This is a genomic window from Streptomyces sp. PsTaAH-124, from assembly GCF_000373685.1.
GTDB classification, from domain to species: Bacteria; Actinomycetota; Actinomycetes; order Streptomycetales; family Streptomycetaceae; genus Streptomyces; species Streptomyces andamanensis.
This window is the reverse complement of the sequence record NZ_KB892160.1, coordinates 40,539-55,201: the sequence shown is the minus strand read 5'-3', so window position 1 is coordinate 55,201 and position 14,663 is coordinate 40,539. Positions and strand designations below refer to the sequence as shown.

7 protein-coding genes are annotated in these 14,663 nt (G+C 75.9%); 6 read left to right on the top strand and 1 reads right to left on the bottom strand.

The annotated features are described in order from the left end of the window. Positions 1-20 precede the first annotated feature (20 nt). Positions 21-1,790, bottom strand: coding sequence for a serine/threonine-protein kinase (locus tag B086_RS0106070; protein WP_018565514.1), 1,770 nt, complete (start codon positions 1,788-1,790; stop codon positions 21-23). Positions 1,791-2,292: 502 nt separating this feature from the next. Between B086_RS0106070 and B086_RS0106065 the strand changes: the two genes are divergently transcribed. The 6 genes from B086_RS0106065 (at position 2,293) to B086_RS0106035 (ending at position 14,661) form a co-directional block, all read left to right on the top strand. Continuing rightward, positions 2,293-5,853 carry an FHA domain-containing protein gene (locus B086_RS0106065; RefSeq protein ID WP_026252149.1) on the top strand — a complete coding sequence of 1,187 codons (3,561 nt, stop codon included), beginning with the start codon at positions 2,293-2,295 and terminating at the stop codon, positions 5,851-5,853. Positions 5,854-6,063: 210 nt separating this feature from the next. Beyond that, a complete protein-coding gene (locus B086_RS0106055; protein WP_018565511.1) occupies positions 6,064-7,545 on the top strand; it encodes an ABC transporter substrate-binding protein in 1,482 nt (493 codons plus the stop codon). Between the two features lie 82 nt (positions 7,546-7,627). Next, positions 7,628-8,908, top strand: coding sequence for a carbohydrate ABC transporter permease (locus tag B086_RS0106050; protein ID WP_026252148.1), 1,281 nt, complete (start codon positions 7,628-7,630; stop codon positions 8,906-8,908). Positions 8,909-8,996: 88 nt separating this feature from the next. After that, positions 8,997-9,908, top strand: coding sequence for a carbohydrate ABC transporter permease (locus tag B086_RS0106045; protein WP_018565509.1), 912 nt, complete (start codon positions 8,997-8,999; stop codon positions 9,906-9,908). 166 nt (positions 9,909-10,074) lie between these two features. After that, positions 10,075-12,384: a bifunctional glycosyltransferase/CDP-glycerol:glycerophosphate glycerophosphotransferase gene (locus B086_RS0106040; RefSeq protein WP_018565508.1), complete on the top strand. Its 2,310-nt coding sequence runs from the start codon at positions 10,075-10,077 to the stop codon at positions 12,382-12,384. A gap of 33 nt (positions 12,385-12,417) precedes the next feature. Beyond that, positions 12,418-14,661, top strand: a complete 2,244-nt coding sequence (locus B086_RS0106035; RefSeq protein WP_018565507.1) for a bifunctional glycosyltransferase family 2 protein/CDP-glycerol:glycerophosphate glycerophosphotransferase — start codon at positions 12,418-12,420, stop codon at positions 14,659-14,661. Positions 14,662-14,663: the final 2 nt, after the last annotated feature.

Below are 14,663 nucleotides of genomic sequence, written 5' to 3'. Positions count from 1 at the left end.
CGCCGGGCGCCGAGCGCCGGTCAGCTGCCGCCGAGGTCCTTGACCCAGCCGGTCGCCGTGTCGAACCAGTCGCCCAGCTGCGCCCAGTAGCCCTTGCCGGTCCCGATCCAGCTCTGGAGAGGGCTCAGCTCCCACACCAGCCAGCCCGCGACGAACAGGATGACGACCGTGAACAGGCAGCCCTTCAGGCAGCCGAGCCCGGGGATCTTCATCGGGTTCGCGCCACGCCGGCGCGGCTCCCTCGGCTCCCGCGCGGGCCGCTGCGGCTCGGGGGCGGGCGGCGCGTACCGCTGGGGCTCGCGGGGCTGGTGCTGCGGGGCCGGGGCGTACTGCTGCGGCTGCGGGGTCGCGTACCGGGGCTGCTGCTGCCCCTGCGGATATCCCTGGCCGGGCTGCTGCGGATAGCCGTAGCCGGGCTGCTGCGACTGCGGCGGGCCCTGGGGGCGCTGCCGCTGCGGCTGCTGCTGCGGCCGGGCGACCTGCCGCTGGGGGCGGCGGCGCAGCGGGTCCTCGGTCGGGTCGAGGTACTGGACCTGCGTCTGGTCGTTGCGGTCGCGGGCCGCGCGCAGCTGGGACTGCCAGGGGTGCGGCTCCTCCGGCTGCTGACCCTGCTGGCCCTGCTGACCGTGTTGTCCCTGCTGACCGGGCGGCACGGGCGGCATCACGCGGGTGGGGCCCGCCGCGCCCTGCGGCAGCACGGTGGTCGGGTCGGCCGCGCCGGGCACGCCGTCCGGGCCCTGCGGGCCGCCGGTGTGCGGCAGGACGCTGGTCGCGCCGTTCGGGTCGTACGCCGGCGGTGCACCCGCCGCGCCCTGCGGCAGCACCGTCGTGGGGTCGGCGGCGCCGGGCACGCCGTCCGGCGCGGGCACGGTGGCGGGCGCGGGATCGGGGGCGAGGAGCGCGCCGACGCCGTCGGCGGCGGCGATCTGCGCGGCGTTCGCGTGTACGCCGACGCCCTCGGCGACCACGCGCAGGGCGCGCGCCAGGCTCTCCGCGCTCGGCCGCTCGTCCGGGTTCTTGCGCAGGCAGCGCTCGATGACCGTCCACAGCGGGTCGGGCACGGTGGAGGGGCGGCGCGGCTCGGCGCTCAGGTGCTGGTGCAGGACTTCGAGGGCGGAGCCGCCGGAGAACGGCGGGCGCCCGGTGATCAGCTCGTACAGCAGGATGCCGGCGCCGTAGATGTCCACGGCGGAGGTCTGCGGGCGGCCCTCGGCGGACTCGGGCGCGACGTAGGCGGGTGTGCCGACGAACTCGTGGGTGCGGGTCAGTCCGGGCGAGTCGGCCAGCCGGGCGATGCCGAAGTCGGTCAGCATCGGGTGCATCCGGCCGTCGTCCTGCTTGAGCAGCACGTTGGCCGGTTTCAGGTCCCGGTGGACCACGCCGTCGGCGTGGCTCGCGGCGAGCGCGTCGGCGATCTGGGCGGTGAGCAGCGCGGCGGCGACCGGGGTGAGCGGGCCGTTCTCGCGCAGGTAGCGGTGCAGGTCCGGGCCGTCGACGAGGTCCATGACGAGCGCCAGCAGATCGCCCTCGACGACCAGATCGCGCACCCGCACGATGTTCGGGTGGGTGAGCCGGAGCAGCACCGAGCGCTCTCTGAGGAAGCGCATCACGATGTCGGCGTCGCTCGCCAGCTCTTCCTTGAGGACCTTGATCGCGACGGTCTCGCCGGGCTGGCCGGGCACGGCCGCCTCGGCTCCCGCCCTCTGGTGCTGGCGGGCTCGCCAGACGGTCCCGGTGGCGCCGCGTCCGAGCGGTTCCTCCAGGAGGTACTTGCTGCCTACCGGCCGCACGTCATGCGCTCCCTGTCGCTTGCCTACGTCGCTTGCCTACGTTCCGACACACTGTAGTGCCGTCCTGCCCGGCACCGGCCTGTCGGAGAACCCGGTGCCCGGCTCCGCCGCGGTGCCGTCCGGCGGCACCGCCGGTGACCTGTCCGATGCCGTCGTCCGGGCCCGTCGTCCGATCCCGCCGTCCGGTCCCGCCGTCCGATGTCGTCATTCGAAGGCAAGACGTCCGATCGGGACCCTCAGGTTGCCGGAAAGCGGACGTGACCGATCTCAAACGGTCGGCCGCGGGGCATCGGCCAGGCACTTTTGGGGGCAGAGCCGACCATTCAAGATCACTTCGCGGTGGGCGGCGGGCGCGGTGTCAGTGGCAGGTGCGAGGATGCCCCCAGTACTGGCCGACGTGCCCGTGCGGCGGTGGGGGGAATGTCCGCGGTTGGGGGGCCGCGGAGCGGCATCGTCCCTCCCCCGTTCGCGGGCGCCCGCGCAGAAGGGACCGCTGACGGCGATGCAGATCCGGCTGACCGTCGTAGACCCGCTGGGCCCGCCCTCCCCCATGGCCCCAGGGCGCGCCGCGAGCCGAGACGTGCTGGTCACGGCCCCCGCGGGCACAGCCCTCGCCGCGGTGGCGTCCGCCCTGGCCGCCGCCGTCGCCGGGGACGGCGGCGCGGCGGACGGGCGCGGCGCCCGGGAGCCGGGAGCCGGACCGGTGGTGCTGTACGCGGGCGCGGACCGGCTGGACGCCCAGCGCTGCACGCTCGGCGAGCCCCCGCTGCTGGACGGCGCGGTGCTGTCCGTGGGCGCCCCCGCCCAGCCCGAGCCGCACCCCGAGCTGGACGAGGCCCCGGCCCGGCTGCATGTGGTCGCCGGTCCGGACGCGGGCGGTGTCCATCTGCTGCACGGCGGTCAGATCACGGTCGGCCGCTCCGCCGACGCGGACGTCCCGCTCGACGACCCCGACGTGTCCCGCGTGCACTGCGCGGTCACCCTCGCCTCCGACGGCCGGGTCTCGGTCGCCGACCTCGGCTCCACCAACGGCACCGTGCTGGACGGCCGGCCCGTGGACCCGCGCCCGGTCCGCTTCGTTCCGGGCGCGCTGCTGCGCGTCGGCGAGTCGGTCCTGCGGCTGACGCCGTCCGCGGGCCCCGCCGACCGCCTGGAGACGGCCCCGGACGGCGAGGGCCACGCGCGCGTGGCGCCCGCCCGAGCCGGGGACGGCGCCGCGGACCGCCCGGAGGCCGGTGGGCCCGCGGGCGCGGTGACCACCTCCGGCACCGGCGCCGCCGCCTGGGCCGCCCCGGCGCCCACCCCCTTCGACCCCACCGTGGTGCCCGCGCAGGGCGGCGCGCCGCGGATCGAGAGCCGCGGCGGGGACACCCACGCGGGACGCTTCGGAGCCACCGCTCACCCGGGCACCCACCCGGAGTACGGCGATCAGGCGGAGTACGGCGATCCGGCGGACCGGACCGGCGATCCGGACGGCGGCCTCCCGGACAGCGGCCTCGGCGGGAGCGGCCGCAAGGGCACGCCCCTCCGGGGGACCGACGTGCCCCAGGGGCTGCGCAGGCGCGGCGGGCTGGGCGCCTGGGCGCGGCGGCTGACCGGCGGGCGCGGCGAACCGACGGCGGCCCGCGACGAGGCGTACCCGGCACACGAGGCGTACCAGGCGTACGACGACGGAGTGGCCGACGCGCCCGGCCCGGCCCTGCCCGAGACGGGGACGGCCGCCCGGCTGCCGGAGACCTGGCCGGACCCGGCGGCGCTGCTGCTGACCGCGCTGGGCCCCGGCCCCCGGCTGTGGGAGCGCGGCCCCGGCCACCCGGAGGCGCTCACGGTGCGCCTGGGCACGGCCGACCGGCCGGCCCCCGACGGCTCGGGGCGGCTGCTGCCCGCGGTGCCGGTGACCGCGGACCTGCGCGAGGTGGGGGCGCTGGGCCTGGCCGGGCCGCGTGCCCGCCTGTCCGGGCTGGCCCGCGCGGTGCTGGCCCAGCTCGCCGCGCTGCACTCCCCCGGCACGCTGGAGATCGTGCTGCTCAGCACGGACCGGGCCCGCCCGTCGCAGGAGCGCGCGGCGGAGTGGTCCTGGCTCGGCTGGCTCCCCCAGGTGCGCCCCGGCCACGGCCAGGACTGCCGGCTCCTGCTGGCCTACGACCGCGAGCAGGCGGCGGCCCGCACCGGCGAGCTCCTGCGCCGCCTGGAGGACCACCTGACGGACACCCGGACCCCGGACCGGGCGGCGGACGGAACCCCGGACCCCGCCACCCACCCGGCCACCGCCGCGGCCGCCCACCCGGCAGACCACCCGGCCACCGGCCAGGCACCGCCCGCCGACGGAGCCGCGCCCCCCGCGCCGTACCCCCCGGAGGCCGCCCCCGCCGCCGTCCCGCCCGCCCGCCGTCCCTCCTGGGCGCGGGACGAGGAGGCATCCGGTGCAGGCGCCGGTCACACCGGGCCGTACACGGTGGTCGTCGTGGACGGCGACCCCGGCGGCGCCACGGTGCGCGACGCGCTGGTCCGGCTGGCGCAGGAGGGCCCCCGGGCCGGGATCCATGTGGTCTGCCTCGCGGAGGCGGAGGCCGCCTCGCCCGCCTCGCCGGTGACGGAGACGTACGAGGCGGCGTGCGCGGTGTCGCCGGTGTTCCGGGAGTGCGGAGCCGTCGCCCTGCTCAGCGGTGACGTGGCGACGGCGCTGCACCTGATGCGGGTGGCGCGCGCGGACGGCCGGGCGCGCGGGCCGGTGGCCCCGGGCACCGTGGCCGTGCTCGACGCCGTCTCCCCGGCCTGGGCCGAGCGGTTCGCGCGGGCGCTGGCGCCGCTGCGGCCGGTGGACGGGCCGGAGGGAGCGGAGGGGAACCGGCCCGCGCGGGTGTCGGCCCCGCTGCCGCTGTCGGCCCGCCTGCTGGACGAGCTGGGGCTGGCCCGTGCCACCCCGGCGTCCCTCCAGGCCCGCTGGGCGGACGCAGCCGACGACAGCGGGGCCGTGGGCGGCCGGGCCTGCGCGATACTCGGGGCCGGTCCGCGCGGGCCGGTCTGCGCCGACCTGGTGGCCGACGGGCCGCATCTGCTCGTCGAGGGACCGGCGGGCAGCGGCCGTACGGAGCTGCTGCGCTCGGTCGTGGCCTCGCTGGCCGCCGCCGAGCGCCCCGACCGGCTCGGCGTGGTGCTGGTGGACGGCCGCGACGGCACCGGCACCGGCGGACCCGCCGAGGGCCTGCGGGTGTGCACGGACGTCCCGCACGTGACCACCCACCTCACGGCCAACGACCCGGTGCGCATGCGGGAGTTCGCGCAGTCGCTGAGCGCCGAGCTGAAGCGGCGGGCGGAGCTGCTGGGGATATCCGACTTCGCCGCCTGGCACGGGCGGCGGACGGGAAGCGGCCGGGTCGTCGCCCAGCGCACCGCGTCCCCGGGCACCCCGGCGGGCGCCGGGGCGGGAGCGGCCGATCTCGACACCCCGCCCAGCTCCACCCTGCGGCTGCGGCCCGCCGCGGCGCGGGCGCGGGCCGAGGCGGCGCCGCCGCTGCCCCGGCTGGTGGTGGTCGTCGACGATCTGGACGCCCTGGTCTCCCCGGCGCTCGGTTCGCCCGGCCGGCCCGCCGCCGGTTCGGTGGTCCGCGCGCTGGAGGCGGTGGCCCGGGAGGGCGAGCGGCTGGGCGTGCACCTGGTGGCGGCCACCGCGCCGGGCGGCCGGACGGAGCGGACCGAGCCGGTCCGCCGCGCCACGCTGCGCGTCCTGCTGGAGCCGCCGGTGTCCGGCCGCGGGAGCGCCCCGGCGGGCGCGCCCGGCCCGGAGGCCGCGGGCAGCCCGGCGCCGGGGCGGGGGCGGCTGACCACCGCCGACGGGCGGACGACGCCCTTCCAGGGCGGCCGGGTGACGGGCCGTATCCCGCGCACCGCGACCCAGCGCCCCACGGTGGTGCCGCTGGACTGGGACCGCATGGGCGATCCGCCCACCCGCCGCTCGGTGCGGGAACTGGGCAACGGCCCGACCGATCTGGCCCTGCTGGCGAGCGCGCTGGAGCGGGCGGCGCGGGAGGTGTCGGCGGCCCGGGTGCCGTCCCTGATCTGAGGGAATCGCGAGCGCCGCTCCGGTGCGGCTCGTCGCCCCGGCGAGCCGCGTGCGATCCCCTCTCGAACCGTCCTGACGCGCCGTCACGACCTGGTCACGATCGGGGCGTCGACGTCGCGGGCGCTCTTGCCGACCCGCGGGCCCCGGCGTAGGACAGTGCACCACGGGACAGTGCTCGGACGTTCGACGAGGACGAAGAACGGGGCAGTGATGCGCAGCACGAGCGGCACCATCCGGACCGTACGGTCCGCCAGGTCCATCACCCGAAACACCCGAACCAGCCGCACCAGTCGACCCACCCGCACCGGCCGCACCACCCGCTCCTCCGCCAGGCTCGCGGCGGTCGCCGTCGCCGGGGCGCTGGCGCTCTCCCTGACCGCGTGCGGCGGTTCGGACGACGACAAGAAGGCCGACGCGAGCCCCGGCAGCAGCGCGGGCGGCGGGGACGGCGGGAGCGGCGCCACCGTCACCCTGCCCCGGCTGGACGGCGCCTCCCTGGAGGTCGCCGCCGTCTGGACCGGCGCCGAGCAGGCCAACTTCAAGAAGGTCCTCGCGGAGTTCACCCGGCGCACCGGCGCCAAGGTCACCTTCGTCCCCGCGCAGGACCCGATCATCAACTTCCTCGGTTCGAAGATCGCCGGTGGCCAGCCGCCGGACGTGGCGCTGCTCCCGCAGCCGGGCGCCGTCCGGCAGGCCGTGGAGAAGAAGTGGGCCAAGCCGCTCGGCGCCGGGGCCCAGGCGCAGCTCGCCAAGAACTACTCGCAGGGCTGGCAGGACATCGGCAAGGTCGACGGCAAGCAGTACGCCGCCTACTACAAGGCCGCCAACAAGTCGCTGATCTGGTACAACGCCAAGGTCTTCGAGAACGCGGGGGCGGGCGAGCCCAAGACCTGGAAGGACCTGCTGGCCACCGCGCAGACGGTCTACGACTCCGGGGTGACGCCGTTCTCCGTGGGCGGCGCCGACGGGTGGACCCTCACCGACTGGTTCGAGAACGTCTATCTGTCCCAGGCGGGCCCGGAGAAGTACGACCAGCTCGCCCAGCACAGGATCAAATGGACGGATCCGTCCGTGCGGCAGGCCCTCACCACGCTCGCGCAGATCTGGTCCAGGAAGGACTATGTCGCGGGCGGCCCGAGCGGCGCGCTCCAGGTGGAGTTCCCGGCGTCGGTCACCCAGACCTTCACCGGTGGCGACCAGCCGAAGGCCGCCATGGTCTACGAGGGCGACTTCGCGCAGGTCAACATCGGCGAGACCAAGGCGAAGGTGGGCACGGACGCCAAGGTGTTCCCGTTCCCGGCCGTGGGCGCGAGCGCGCCGGTGGTCTCCGGCGGCGACGCGGCGGTGATCTTCAAGGACTCGAAGGCGGCGCAGGCCCTGGTCACCTTCCTGGCCTCGTCGGACGCGGCGACCGTCCAGGCGAAGCTCGGCGGCTATCTCTCGCCGAACAGGAACGTGCCGGAGTCGGCGTACCCGAACGACGTGCAGCGCAAGATCGCCAAGGCGCTGGTCGCGTCGGGCGACGACTTCCGCTTCGACATGTCCGACCAGGCCCCGCAGGCGTTCGGCGGCACGCCCGGCAAGGGCGAGTGGAAGGACCTCCAGGACTTCCTGAAGAACCCGTCGGACGTCGCGGGCGCGCAGGCGAAGCTGGAGAAGGACGCGGCGGCGGCGTACGGCGGCGGGAGCTGATCCGGCGATGACGCCGGCCGCCGCCGAGGGGGTCGCCGGGAGCACCGCGCCCCCCTCCGCCCCTCCGCCGAAGCGCAAGAGCGTGACCGGCACCCGCAGGACCGTGGCGGTGCTGTTCCTGCTGCCCGCCCTGGTACTGCTCGGCGCGCTCGTGGTCTACCCGATCGGGTACTCGCTCGTCCGCAGCTTCTACGACTCCTCGGGCGACTCCTTCGCCGGGTTCGACAACTACAAGGCCCTGTTCACCGACGACGGCATCCGCACCGCGCTGAAGAACAACATCATCTGGTTGGTGGCCGCCCCGGCGGTGGCCACCGCGCTCGGGCTGGTCTTCGCGGTGCTGACCGAACGGGTGCGCTGGGGCACGGCGTTCAAGCTGGTCGTCTTCATGCCGATGGCCATCTCGATGCTCGCGGCCGGGATCATCTTCCGGCTGGTGTACGACCAGGACCCGGACAAGGGCGTCGCCAACGCGGTGTGGGTCGGCGTCCACGACACGTTCGCGCGGTCCTCGGCGTTCCCGAAGGCCCACCCGGGCCGCGACTCGCCGCTCAGGCCCGACCACGGCGGCTTCCTCACCGCGCAGCCGGTGCACACCGGACGGCCGGTGGCGCTGCCGCTGGTCGGGGTCGCCCCCGACCAGATGCCGGACGGCGCGAAGCGGGCCACCGAGGCGACGGCCGACCCGGGGAAGATCACCGGCACCGCCTGGCAGGACTTCACCCGCGGCAAGGGCGTCGGCCGGCCCGGCGCGGTCGACCCGTCCGAACTGGGCTACGACGGCATGCGGATCGAGGCGGTCAAGGACGGTGCGGTGGTGGCCCGCACGAAGGCCGCCGCCGACGGCACCTTCACGCTGCCCGCGTCCGCCGACGGCGCCCTGCTGCGGCTGCCCGCCGACAACTTCAAGGCCCCGTACAACGGCGTGGACTGGCTGGGCCCGTCGCTGGTCACCCCGGCCATCATCGGCGCGTACGTGTGGATGTGGGCCGGGTTCGCCATGGTGCTGATCGCGGCGGGGCTCGCGGGCGTGCCGCGGGAGCTGCTGGAGGCCGCCCGGGTGGACGGGGCCAACGAGTGGCAGGTGTTCCGCCGGATCACCGTGCCGCTGCTGGCGCCGGTGCTCGCGGTCGTCGCGGTGACTCTGATGATCAACGTACTGAAGATCTTCGACCTGGTCTTCATCATCGCGCCCGGCTCCTCGCAGGACGACGCCAACGTGCTGGCCCTGGAGCTGTACCGCAAGGGCTTCTCCGAGGGCCGCCCCGGTGTGGCCAGCGCGATCTCGGTGTTCCTGCTGCTCCTGGTGATCCCGGTGATGGTGTTCAACATGCGGCGGCTGCGGCGGGAGGTGCGGCGATGAGGGCGCGCCAGGCGTTCTGCCGGGGGTCCGGGGGTCGCCCCCCGGAGGGACACAGCAACATGAGGCGGCTGCGGCGGGAGGTGCGGCGATGACGGCCGAGGCGGTCACTCCGGCGCGGGCGGTGCCCGCCGCGCCGCCCGCGCGGGCCCGCCGCCCGCTCGGCTCCCGGCTCGCGGAGATCGCGGGCGGGAGCGTGGTGCGGGTGGTCCTGATCCTGGTGGGCCTGTTCTGGCTGGTCCCCACGATCGGGCTGCTGCTGTCCTCGCTGCGCTCCCCCGAGGACATGAGCGCGAGCGGCTGGTGGACCGTGTTCACCCGGCCCTCCCAGCTGACCTTCGGCAGCTACCGGAAGCTGCTGGAGAACGGCGACATCACCCATTCCCTGCTCAACACCGCCCTGATCACCGTCCCGGCGACGGTCCTGGTGGTCGTGGTCGGCTCGCTGGCCGGTTACGCGTTCGCCTGGATGGAGTTCCCGGGCCGCGACTGGTGGTTCCTGGCCGTGGTCGGCCTGCTGGTCGTGCCGGTGCAGGTGGCGCTCATCCCGATCGCCGAACTCTTCGGGAAGATCGGCCTGTTCGGCACCATCTTCGGGGTGATCCTGTTCCACACCGGCTTCGGACTGCCGTTCGCGGTGTTCCTGCTGCGGAACTTCTTCGCGGAGATCCCGCGCGAACTGCTGGAGGCGGCCCGCCTCGACGGCGCCGGTGAACTGCGGCTGTTCGCCCGGGTCGTGCTGCCGCTGGGCGGCCCGGCCATCGCGAGCCTGGGCATCTTCCAGTTCCTGTGGGTGTGGAACGACATGCTGGTCGCGCTGGTGTTCACCAAGTCCGGCACCCAGCCGATCACGGTGGCCCTCCAGACCCAGGTGCGCCAGTTCGGCAACAACGTCGACGTGCTGGCGCCGGGCGCGTTCATCTCGATGGTGATTCCGCTGGCCGTGTTCTTCGCCTTCCAGCGGCAGTTCGTGTCCGGCGTGATGGCGGGCGCGGTCAAGTAGCCGCGCGGGCGGCCGCGTACGGCACAGGGGGCGGACCGGCACCGGTCCGCCCCCGCCCGTTCATCCGCGGTCCCCCATATGCCGTACCGAACCGTAACCAATTCACTCCATCGGCCGTTTCCGGGCACGGCAGCACCGACCGCCCGCGCGACCCTTGGATGTCCCGTTGCCCAGGTTCAGTGTCATCGTCCCCGCGTACCGGGTCCAGGCGTATCTGCACGCGTGCCTGGAGTCCGTGCTCTCCCAGTCCTTCATGGACCTCGAACTGATCGCCGTGGACGACTGCTCGCCGGACGCCTGCGGGGAGATCATCGACGAGTTCGCCGCCCGCGACCCGCGCGTGCGCGCGATCCACCTGGAGGAGAACCAGGGCCTGGGCGCCGCCCGCAACGCGGGCATGGCCCGCGCCACCGGCGAGTACCTGCTCTTCCTGGACAGCGACGACACCCTCACCCCCGAGGCGCTGTGGGCGATCGCCGCCCGGCTCAAGGAGACCGGCGAACCCGACGTCCTGGTCTACGGCTTCGCCCGCACCGACTGGACCGGCCGGCCCGAGCCCGACCCGGCCGGCGGCCTGCTGTGCCAGGAGGGCCCGGCACCCTTCCGGCTGGCCGACCGCCCCGACCTGCTGCGGGTGCTGATGGTGGCCTGGAACAAGGCGTACCGGCGCGACTTCGTGCGCCGCGAGGAACTCGCCTTCCCGGACGGCTACTACGAGGACACGCCCTGGACGTACCCGGCGCTGCTGGCGGCCGGGTCGATCGCGACGCTGGACCGGGTCTGCGTGCACTACCGGCAGCGGCGCCGGGGCAGCATCCTGGGCACCACGAGCCGCCGCCACTTCGATGTGTTCGCGCAGTACGACCGGGTCTTCGCCTTCCTGGACCGGCGTCCCGAACTGGCCGCCTGGCGGCCGGTGCTGTTCCGGCGCATGGTCGACCACCTCACGACCGTGTTCACCCGCCCCGGCCGGCTGCCGCGCGGCAGCCGCGCCGAGTTCCTGCGCCTGGCCCGGACGTACTACCGCCGCCACCGCTGCCCGGGGGCCCGCCTCGCCCCGCGGACCCGGCTGCGGCACGCCCTGGTCCGGCTCGGCCTGCACCGCGTCTTCCGCGGGCTGCGGCTGGCGATGACCCTGCGCCGCCGGGTGGCCCGAGGCGGCCTGCGGTGCCTGCGGGCGCTGCGCGCCGCCCTGCTCCAGGCGCACTACCGGATCCAGCTGTGCCTGCCGGTGCGCGCCGACCGGGCGGTGTTCGCCGCGTACTGGGGGCGCGGGCACGGGTGCAGTCCGGGGGCGCTGGAGGCGGCGTTCCGCGCGCTGGCGCCGCACATCCGCACCGCGTGGATCGCCCGGCCCGGCCACCACGGCCGCACCCCGCCCGGCACCCGTCGGATCACCCCCGGCACGGCCGCCTACTGGACGGCGCTGGCCCGCTCCAAGTACCTGGTCAACAACGTCAACTTCGACCGCCGCCTGGTCAAGCGGCGCGGCCAGGTGTTCGTGCAGACCCAGCACGGCACCCCGCTCAAGCACATGGGCCTGGACCTCCAGGAGCACCCGGCGGCGGCCCGCGGCATGGACTTCGCCGAGCTGCTGCGTGGCGTCGACAAGTGGGACTACGTCGTCTCCGGCAACCGGCACACCACGCTGACCTGGGAGCGTGTCTACCCCGGCCGGTACACCACGCTGGAGTACGGCTGCCCGCGCGACGACGTCTTCCTGCGGGCGACCTCGGCGGACGTGGCGGCGCTGCGCGCGTCCCTGGGCATCCCGGACGACGTGGTGGCGCTGCTGTACGCGCCGACCCACCGCGACTACCGCCGCACCCAGCGGCCCGCGCTGGACCTGGAGCGCTTCGCGCACCGGCTGGGCCCCCGCTTCGTCGTCCTGGCCCGCGCCCACTACCTGGCCGAGGCCCCGCTCACCGGCGGCCCGGCCCCGTCCGCGCACCGGGCCCCGGCGGCGGGCGGCCGGGTCGTCGACGTCAGCGGGCACCCGAGCGTCGAGGAACTGTGCCTGGCCTCCGACGCCCTGCTCACGGACTACTCGTCGATCATGTTCGACTACGCCGTGCTCGACCGCCCGATCGTGCTGCTGGCCGACGACTGGGCGGCGTACGAGGCGGCCCGCGGCACCTACTTCGACGTGCGCGCCGAGCCGCCCGGCGCGGTCGCCCGCACCGCCGACGAACTCGTCGACATCCTCACCGGCGGCCACTGGCACGGCTCCCGCTCCGCGCGGCTGCGGGCCGCCTTCCGGGAGCGGTTCTGCCCGCTGGACGACGGGCGCGCCGCCGAGCGGGTGGTGCGCCATGTGGTGCTCGGGCAGCGGGACGAGGCGGCCGGTCTGCCGCCCGTCGTGCCGCTCGCCGGGCGCCGTCCGGTGCCGTCGCGGGCCGCGGCCGTCCGGGCCAGGTCCCGGCTGGCCACCGTGCCCCCGCCCGCGGGCCCCCAGACCGTCCACGAGAGCCACTGAGCCGTCCCCGCGAGCCACTGGAGAGAGAGCAGGATGCCCCGCTTCAGCATCATCGTCCCGTCCCACGGCGTGGCGGGCAGGCTGTCCCTGGCGCTGGACTCCGTCCTCGCCCAGTCCTACGGCGACTTCGAGCTGATCCCGGTCTGCGACGGGCCCGGTGCCCCGGCCGCGGACGTGGCCGCCGACCACGCCCGCCGGGACTCGCGGGTGCGGCCCGTGCACTCGCCCCCGTCCGCCGGTCTGGGCGGCGCGCGCAACGCGGGCACGGCCGCGGCGACCGGCGCCTATCTGCTCTTCCTGGACGGCGACGACATGCTCGCGCCGGGCGCGCTGACCGCGCTGGCCGGGCGGCTGGCCGAGACCGGCGACGTCGACGTGCTGTACTGCGCGCACGAGCGGACGCCCTGGTGGGAGGGGACGGCCGAGCGGGTGCCCCCGGCCGGGGACACCGGCGGATCGCTGCCCGACGGCGTCTTCGCGCCCGCCGACGCCCCCCGGCTGACCGGTGCGGGACTGCCCGCGTGGAGCGCGGTCCACCGCCGGGCCTTCGTGAGCGCCCACGGCCTCGCCTTCTCCTGCGGCCACCACACCGACCTCGGCTGGGGCGTGCGCGCGGTGCTCGCCGCCGAGCGGGTCGCGGTGCTGCGCGAGAGCGTCGTACGGCATCTGCTGCGCCGCCGGGGCAGCCGGCTCGGACTCCCGGGCGAGCACCACTTCGACCTCCTCGACCAGTCGGAGCGGGTGCTCGTCCGGGCCACGGAGGCGGGCCTGCCCGCCGAGCGGTACGCGCCGCTGTTCGCGCACGTCATGGAGCTGGTCGTGGAGACGGCCCGGCATCCGGAGCGGCTGCCCGCCGGGCGCCGCCGGGCGTTTTCGCGCGCCGCCCGCGCGCTGTACCGCGCGCACCGCCCGGCCGGGTTCCGGCCGCCCGCGGGCGGCGCGGGCGCGGCGCACCGGCTGCTCGCCACCGGCGCGTACCCGGCGCTGCGCGCGCTGGGCGCCGCCGCCGGGCCCGCCGCACGGTCCGCGCGGGCGGGCCGTACGGCCGCCGCTGCCCTGCGCCGGGTGCGCGCCCGCCTCGGCTACCGCTGGCACCTGCACCGGCCGCTCGACGAGCGCCTCGTCGTGTACTGCGCCTACTGGGGGCGCGGCTACGCCTGCAATCCGGCCGCGCTGCACGCCAGGGCCCGCGAACTCGCCCCGCATCTGCGGGGGGTGTTCCTGGTCGAGGCGGGCCAGGAGCACACCCTGCCCGAGGACGTCGACCACGCGGTGATCGGCAGCCCGCGGTACTGGAAGGTGCTGGCCCGCGCCAAGTACCTGGTGAACAACGCCAACTTCGCGGACGCCGTCGTCAAACGGCCCGGCAGCGTGCACCTCCAGACCCAGCACGGCACCCCGCTGAAGACGATGGGCTGCGACCAGTCGGTGTACCCGGTGGTCGCGGCGCAGTCGGGCAGCTTCACCCGGCTGCTGCGCCGGGTGGACCGCTGGGACCACAACCTGTCCGCCAACCGGCACTCCACCGAGGTGTGGGAGCGGGCCTTCCCGGGCGCGTACGAGACGCTGGAGTACGGCTATCCGCGCAACGACCTGCTGCTGACGGCCGGTGCGCGGGAGGTGGCCGCGGTCCGGCGCGCGCTGGGCGTGCCCGAGGACGCGACGGCCGTGCTGTACGCCCCCACCCACCGCGACCACCGCACCGGCTTCGAACCCGGCCTGGACCTGGAGGAGTTCTGCGCGGCGGCGGGTGACGACGTCGTCGTCCTGCTGCGCGCCCACTACTTCTACGACCGGGGCGGGCGCGCGGGCAGCGGCCGGGTCATCGACGTGACCGGGCACCGCTCCACGGAGGAGGTGTGCCTGGCCGCCGACGCGCTGGTCACCGACTACTCGTCGATCATGTTCGACTACGCCGTCCTGGACCGCCCGGTCGTCGTGTACGCCGACGACTGGGAGGTGTACCGCGAGACGCGGGGCGTCTGCTTCGACCTGCTGGAGACCCCGCCGGGGCCGGTGGCGCGCACCCCCGGCGAGCTGGCCGGCCTCTTTCGCGACGGCGCGTTCGCCGGGCCCCGGTCGGCGGCGCTGCGGGCGGCGTTCCGGGAGCGGTTCTGCGCCTTCGACGACGGGCGGGCCGCCGAGCGGGTGGTGCGCCGGGTGTTCCTCGGCGAGCCGGAGGAGGCGCTGCCGCCCGTGGTCCCGCTCGCCGCGCGCACCCCGGCCCCGGCCGCCGTGCCCTTCCCGAGGTCCGCCGCCCCGTTCGTGAGGAGCTGACG